This window comes from Labrys sp. WJW, from assembly GCF_001676615.1.
In the GTDB taxonomy this organism is placed as follows: domain Bacteria; phylum Pseudomonadota; class Alphaproteobacteria; order Rhizobiales; family Labraceae; genus Labrys; species Labrys sedimenti.
The window spans coordinates 43,976-50,984 of sequence record NZ_LYXZ01000005.1 but is presented as its reverse complement, the minus strand read 5'-3'; the positions used below and the strand labels follow the sequence as shown (position 1 = coordinate 50,984).

Sequence of the window (7,009 nt, the reverse complement as noted above, 5' to 3'; positions counted from 1 at the left end):
CCCACCCCACGGTTCACTGGACCGTGGGGTTTTGCATGGCCAATCGGGTATCGCGGCACGACCAGCCCTGGAAATGGCGCGCCCGGCCTTGCGGCGGGTTTCTTTTCTCCTCCCACTCGCCGGGCACCGCGCTCAGCGCGGCAGGAAGTCCTTGATCGCCGCTGCGATCTCCGCCGCATGTGTCTCCAGCGCGAAATGCCCCGTGTCGAAGAAGCGGACGACGGCGTCCGGAATGTCGCGCCTGAAGGCTTCGGCGCCGGGAGGCAGGAAGAAGGGATCGTGCTTGCCCCATACCGCCAGCAGTGGCGGCCGGTGGGTGCGGAAATAGGCCTGGAAGGCCGGATAGAGGGCGACATTGCTCTTGTAGTCGCCGAACAGATCGAGCTGGATCGCCTCGGCTTCGGGGCGGGCCAGGTAGAAATTGTCCAGCGAGTAGCCATCGGGCGAGACCGTGTGCGTATCCGGCACGCCATGGGTATATTGCCAGATCGTCGCCTCCGGCTTGAGAAAAGCCTTCAGCGCTTGCCGGTTGGCCTCCGACGCATCCTCCCAATAGGCGCGGATCGGGTTCCAGCCCTCGCTCAGCCCTTCTTCATAGGCATTACCGTTTTGCGTGATGATCGCCGTGATGCGTTCGGGATGCCTCAAGGCCAGGCGAAATCCCGTCGGAGCGCCATAGTCGAACACGTAGATCGCATAGCGCTCGAGGCCGACGATCTCGGTGAAGCGGTCGATCACGGCGGCGATCGCTTCGAAACTATGGCCGCTCGCGGGCAAGCCTGACTGGCCGAAGCCTGGCAGATCCGGTGCAACGATATGAAAACGGTCGGCCAGAAGCGGTATCAGGTCGCGAAACATATGGCTCGAACTCGGAAAGCCATGCAGCAGCAGGAGCTTGGGCGCCTGCGGCGATCCCGCTTCCCGATAGAAGATCTTGAACCCGTTCACGTCCGCGGTGCGGTAGCTGATGGTCGTCATGGTTTTCTCCTGCCTGATATAACCTAATTGATTGATGGTTTAGGGTTATGCCGTGATCGTGGCGGCTGGGAATGCGCGGCCCTTTGGCCTTCACCTTCGGTTCGCGCAGGGCTTTGTTCGTCGGGGGAGTTCGGGGCTTGGCTTCACGCCGAGGCGGTGTCGCGGATCGCCTCTTGAATGATGGCGAGGACCGCGTCCGGTGCCGTCACCATGGGGGTGTGATCGACCGGGCGGGCATGAATGCGTGCCTGCATGCGTCTCGCCATGAAGTGCTGATTGTCGGCGATGATCATGCGGTCCTGTTCGGCGACCAGGAACCAGGCCGGCACCTGCTTCCAGGCCGGGCGACCGACCGGAGCCGTAATGCAGGCCAGCGAGATCGGCCGTTGCACGGCGGTTAGCAGCGCCAGTTCGCCAGCCGTTGCTCCCGGAGCAAACGCGGTGGAGACGGCTTCTGGCGGCAGATAGATCAAGCCGTGACCGTCCGGGGCAAGTGTCGGCGCCTCGGGATGCGGCCGGCCGCGATAGAAGACGTCTGCAACCGTCTCGCCCTCGTCCGGTGCCAGGGCGGCCACATAGACCAGCGCTATGATCTTCGCGCTCTGTGCGGCAGCGATGACCGCGCCGGCATAGGCATGACCGGCCAGCACGATCGGGCCGGATACCCGCTCCAACGTGCGCTCGAGCGCCGCAACGTCGTCGGCGAAAGAGGTCAGTGGCAGTGGCGCCGCAACCGTGCCGTACCCTTCTTTTGCGAGAGGTTGGATGACTTTGGCCCAGCTCGTGCCATCGGCCCATGCGCCGTGGACGAGAACGATGCTGACAGGCTTGCCGGACATGGACGCTCTCCTGACGGGGATGCGATATGTAACCTTATTGATGATATTTGAACGGTTACTATCGGTCGACATAACTTGTCAATGGCTATTAGACAGGTTATTAACTGGAGATGGGCCGAACGGCTGGTGCCGGCATGGATGTCGACCGCAATGGGAGTATGTGATGGACGCTCGTTCCCCAGCCCTTTTCATCGCCGACGCAGCGGGGCTGGATTTCCTCAATTCCGTGGCGACGCCAGTCGACACGCCCGTTGACTGGATCGAGACCGGCGAAGGCCTGCTAAATTGGCTGGAGCAGGCGCGGTTGGTGCCTTCGGACATTGCCGGGTCCGTGCGGGCGCAAGCCCTGCCCGAGGAACTCGACAGGGTGGCCGGCCAGGCCAGGGCCTTGCGCGAATGGTTCAGGGGCTTTGTGCGAAAGCATCGCGGCAAGCCGCTTGCAGCCGATGCCGTGGGCGAACTGGAGCCGCTCAATCGCCTGCTTGAGCGCAATGAAGGTTTCCACCAGATCGCGTCCCGGCAAGGGGAGGGTCACGAGGGGCTGGAGTTCCAGGCCCTGCGCAAATGGCGCTCCCCGGAGGCCCTGCTCCAGCCTCTTGCCGAAGTCATGGGGCGCTTCGTCTGCACAGAAGACTTTTCAAACGTGAAGGTTTGCGAGGGGGCGTCCTGCACGCTTGTGTTCGCGGATCATACACGCGGGCATCGACGGCGATGGTGCAGCATGGCGCTCTGCGGAAACCGGGCCAAGCAGGCCGCCCATCGGCACCGCCTCAAGGCGGAGCAGCCTTGAACCATGGGTTACGACGACGATGTGTTCGTCGCCGAGCAGTCGGAAGGGCCGCAGCATGGCGGCCCTGTCCGGTAAAGCACGTTCAACTGTGCGCGCTCGTTGGGTCCGGCTCTCGAGCCGATGTCGCCATGCCGGTCGCAGCAGACCGGCATGGCAGACGCAGGATCAGAACAGACCTTCGATCTGGCCCTTGGCGTCGAGACGGATGAACTCCGCCGAGGGCACGCGGGGCAGGCCCGGCATGGTCATGATCTCGCCGCAGACCACCACCAGGAAGCCTGCGCCGGCCGACAGGCGCACTTCGCGAATCGGCACGACATGGTCGACCGGCGCACCGCGATGGTTCGGGTCGGTCGAGAAGGAATATTGCGTCTTGGCCACGCAGATCGGCAGATGGCCGAAGCCGGCGGCCTCGATGTCCCTGAACTGGTCGCGGACCTTCTGATCGGCGATGATATCGGCGGCGCGATAGATCTCCTTGGCGATCAGCTTCATCTTGTCCCAGAGCGGCATCTCGTCCGGGTAGAGGGTGCGGAAGCCGCGGCCGTCGAGCGGATGCGGGGCCTCGGCCAGTGCGACCACGCGGCGGGCGAGTTCCTCGGTGCCCTTCGAACCTTCGGCCCAATGGCTGCAGACCACGGCGTCGACGCCGAACTGCTCCTTGCAGACCTGGGCGATGAGCTCATGCTCGGCCGGAGTATCGGCAATGAAGTGGTTGATGCCGACGATGGCCGAGACGCCGAACTTGCGCACGTTCTCGACATGGCGGCCGAGATTGGCCAAGCCCTTGCGGAGCGCTTCCAAATTCTCCTTGCCGAGCTGGTCCTTCGGTACGCCGCCATGCATCTTGAGGGCGCGCACGGTGGCGACGATCACCACGGCGGCCGGGGTGAGGCCGGCCTTGCGGCACTTGATGTCGAAAAACTTTTCGGCACCGAGGTCGGCGCCGAAGCCGGCTTCCGTCACCACATAGTCGGCGAGCTTCAGGCCGGCCTTGGTGGCGGCGACCGAGTTGCAGCCATGGGCGATGTTGGCGAAGGGACCGCCATGCACGAAGGCCGGGTTGCCTTCCAGCGTCTGCACCAGATTGGGCTTCAGGGCGTCCTTGAGCAGCACCGTCATGGCGCTGGAAGCCTTGATGTCGGCGGCGGTGATCGCCTTCTTGTCGCGGGTATAGCCGATGATCATCTTGCCGAGGCGTTCCTCGAGATCGGCAAGGTCCTTGGCGAGGCAGAACACGGCCATGACTTCGGAAGCCACGGTGATGTCGAAGCCATCTTCACGGGGGAAGCCGTTGGAGACGCCGCCGAGCGAGGAGTTGATGGCGCGCAGCGAGCGGTCGTTCATGTCGAGCACGCGGCGCCAGGTGACGCGGCGGGTGTCGATGCCGAGCGCATTGCCCCAATAGATGTGGTTGTCGATCATCGCCGACAAAAGGTTATGCGCGGAGGTGATGGCGTGGAAGTCGCCGGTGAAGTGCAGGTTGATCTGCTCCATCGGCACGATCTGGGCATAGCCGCCGCCGGCCGCACCGCCCTTGACGCCGAAGCAGGGGCCGAGCGAGGGTTCGCGCAGGCAGATCATGGTCTTCTTGCCGATGGCGGCGAGGCCGTCACCCAGGCCGACGGTGGTGGTGGTCTTGCCTTCGCCGGCCGGGGTCGGGTTGATGGCGGTGACCAGGATCAGCTTGCCGTCGGGGCGATCCTGCAGGCCGGGGATCTTGTCGAGATCGATCTTGGCGATATGTTTGCCATAGGGCTCGAAGGCCGCGTCGGGAATGCCGGCTTTCTCGGCAATCGCCTCGATGCGCTGCATCTTGGCTTGACGCGCGATTTCGATGTCGCTCAGTGGCTTTTTCGGGTCTTGGGCCATGCTGGTTCCCTCTGGGGCGGTTGTTCTGCGCAGTTGAGACATATTTTCACGGAAATGAAAATAACTTTCTTAGCAGTAGGTGCGGGTATTGCGGCGATTACGGAAAAATTAAGAAAAGGATTGTTCCGAATACGACGCGGCGTCGCATGAAAGATAGGTAGCCGATCGCAATCGAATCGGCTTGTCCGAAACCGTCACAGGATGTGTCGCCTTCGCGATGATGCGCTCGGGTTGAATGTGGGCTATGCATGTTTCGAGCCCGATTGGCTGGGGAGTTGCTGGTCAAAAGGGTTGCTGGCCTCTATGCCCGTCCGGCAGAAGAGTGTAAGAGGCCCAACCCCGAGGGCAGGAAACCCTGGGTTCGACCGGCGTGCCGTCACTTGCCGTCCGGCCCTGATGCGACCGGCGGCGCCTTGAGCCGCATTTTGGAGAGCGAAGATCGCATCTTGCGATCGACCGATCGAAACAATCCCAACAGGTCAGAACGGAGTTGCCCGCATGGGGCTCGCGAACGCCGTCGAGAATGGCGAAGACACTACCGAACACAAGCATAGCGGCGGGTTCGCGGCGTTGACGCTCGGCTCGATCGGCGTCGTCTATGGCGATATCGGTACCAGCCCGCTCTATGCCTTTCGCGAAGCCGCCCATGCCGCCACCGAAGGCGGCAAGAACGTTACGCCCACCGCCGTGCTCGGCGTGATTTCCCTGATCCTGTGGGCGCTGATCATCATCGTCACGCTCAAATATGTGCTGCTGCTGCTTCGGGCCGACAACAAGGGCGAGGGCGGTACCCTGACCCTGATGGCGCTGGCCCAGCGGGCGCTCGGGCGCACCGGGGCGCCCATCGTGCTACTCGGCATCGTCGGGGCCTCGATGTTCTATGGCGATGCCATGATCACCCCGGCCGTCTCCGTGCTGTCGGCCGTGGAAGGCCTCAAGCTGGTGGCGCCCGGCTTCGATGTCTTCGTGGTGCCGCTCACCTTGGTGATCATCGTCGCCCTTTTCCTGGTGCAAAGCCACGGAACGGCGCGGGTCGGTGCCTTTTTCGGCCCGGTCATGGCGATCTGGTTCACGCTGGTCGGCGTGATCGGCTTCGTCAACTTCCTGCAGCACCCCGGCATCATCGCGGCGATCAATCCCTGGTATGCCGCCGAATTCCTGCTTACCCACGGCCATATCGGTTTCGTCACGCTGGGCGCGGTGTTCCTGGCCGTCACCGGGGGCGAGGCGCTCTATGCCGATCTCGGCCATTTCGGCCGCAAGCCGATTCAAACGGCCTGGCTCGGCCTGGTGCTGCCCGCCCTGACCCTCAATTATCTCGGCCAGGGCGCCCTGGTGCTCAACGATTTCAGTGCCCTGGAGAACCCGTTTTACCGCCTGGTGCCGGCCTCGCCCCTGTTCCTGGTGCCGATGGTGATCATGGCCACCGGCGCCACCATCATCGCCAGCCAGGCGGTGATCACCGGCACCTTCTCGCTGACGCGGCAGGCCGTGCAGCTCGGCCTGGTGCCGCGCATGCGCATCTCCCATACCTCGGAACACCAGTCCGGCCAGATCTTCATCGCCCAGGTCAACGGCATGCTGCTGGCCGGCGTGGTGCTGCTGGTGCTGGTGTTCGAGAGTTCCTCGCGCCTGGCCTCGGCCTATGGCATCGCCGTGACCACCACCATGGTGGTGGATGCCATCCTCGCTTTCGTGGTGATCTGGCGGGTCTGGCTGTGGAAGCCCTGGGCCGCGGCGGCGATCATCGTGCCCTTCCTTCTCATCGATTCGATCTTCCTCGGCGCCAACCTGCTCAAGCTGTTCGACGGCGCCTGGTTGCCAATCCTGATCGCCCTCGGCCTGATCACGCTGATGGTCACCTGGCGGCGCGGCACGCGCCTGGTGCTGGAGAAGTCCCGGCGCACCGAGGTGCCGCTGATGACCATCGTCAAGAGCCTGGAGAAAGGGTCGGTCGCCCGGGTGCCGGGGACAGCGATCTTCCTGACCAGCGATCCCGATTACGCGCCAACGGCCATGCTGCACAGCCTCAAGCACTACAAGGCGCTGCATGAGAAGGTGGCGATCCTGACCATCGAGACCACGGATGACCCGATCGTGCCCGGCGGCGGTCGGGTCTCGATCGAGGAGATCTCGGCTTCCTTCACCAAGATGAAGGTGCAGTTCGGCTATATGGAAAGCCCGAACGTGCCCAAGGCCCTGGCGCTCTGCCGCAAGGCCGGCTGGTCCTTCGACATCATGTCGACCTCCTTCTTCCTGTCGCGCCGCCATCTGAGGGGCGGCAAGCAGCCCACCATGTGGCGCTGGCAGCGCCGGCTCTACATGATCCTGGCCCGCAATGCCGACGATGCCAGCGACTATTTCTCCATCCCCTCCAACCGAGTGGTGGAGATCGGCACGCAAGTGCTGATCTAGGAAGCTTCAGGATATCCAGGATAGAAGAGCGGGGATGCGCATCCGGCTGCGCGCCCCGCTTTTCCGTGCCTTTACGGCCGTGGCCGCTTGCCTGAAGCGGAAGGCAGATCAGCCA

Annotated in this window: 5 protein-coding genes; 2 read left to right on the top strand and 3 right to left on the bottom strand. The window is 63.5% G+C overall.

The annotated features are described in order from the left end of the window. Positions 1-132: 132 nt before the first annotated feature. Both BA190_RS04440 and BA190_RS04435 read right to left on the bottom strand, forming a co-directional pair. Positions 133-978: an alpha/beta fold hydrolase gene (locus BA190_RS04440; protein ID WP_068283199.1), complete on the bottom strand. Its 846-nt coding sequence runs from the start codon at positions 976-978 to the stop codon at positions 133-135. Positions 979-1,121: 143 nt separating this feature from the next. Further along, a complete protein-coding gene (locus tag BA190_RS04435; RefSeq protein ID WP_068283196.1) occupies positions 1,122-1,817 on the bottom strand; it encodes an alpha/beta fold hydrolase in 696 nt (231 codons plus the stop codon). Between the two features lie 163 nt (positions 1,818-1,980). On the opposite strand from BA190_RS04435, the gene BA190_RS04430 reads away from it, so the two are divergent. Continuing rightward, positions 1,981-2,607: an ABATE domain-containing protein gene (locus tag BA190_RS04430; protein ID WP_068283193.1), complete on the top strand. Its 627-nt coding sequence runs from the start codon at positions 1,981-1,983 to the stop codon at positions 2,605-2,607. A gap of 165 nt (positions 2,608-2,772) precedes the next feature. On the opposite strand, the gene BA190_RS04425 is transcribed toward BA190_RS04430, so the two are convergent. After that, positions 2,773-4,479, bottom strand: a complete 1,707-nt coding sequence (locus tag BA190_RS04425) for a formate--tetrahydrofolate ligase (RefSeq protein ID WP_068283191.1) — start codon at positions 4,477-4,479, stop codon at positions 2,773-2,775. Positions 4,480-4,977: 498 nt separating this feature from the next. Between BA190_RS04425 and BA190_RS04420 the strand changes: the two genes are divergently transcribed. Then, on the top strand, positions 4,978-6,894 hold the full coding sequence (locus BA190_RS04420; RefSeq protein ID WP_068283189.1) for a potassium transporter Kup: 1,917 nt from the start codon (positions 4,978-4,980) through the stop codon (positions 6,892-6,894). Positions 6,895-7,009 lie beyond the last annotated feature (115 nt).

Excerpts from the sequence above, each read along its gene's own strand:
- BA190_RS04440 (WP_068283199.1), bottom strand. The coding sequence starts at position 978 with ATGACGACCATCAGCTACCGCACCGCGGACGTGAACGGGTTCAAGATC.
- BA190_RS04435 (WP_068283196.1), bottom strand. The coding sequence starts at position 1,817 with ATGTCCGGCAAGCCTGTCAGCATCGTTCTCGTCCACGGCGCATGGGCC.
- BA190_RS04430 (WP_068283193.1), top strand. The coding sequence starts at position 1,981 with ATGGACGCTCGTTCCCCAGCCCTTTTCATCGCCGACGCAGCGGGGCTG.
- BA190_RS04425 (WP_068283191.1), bottom strand. The coding sequence starts at position 4,479 with ATGGCCCAAGACCCGAAAAAGCCACTGAGCGACATCGAAATCGCGCGT.
- BA190_RS04420 (WP_068283189.1), top strand. The coding sequence starts at position 4,978 with ATGGGGCTCGCGAACGCCGTCGAGAATGGCGAAGACACTACCGAACAC.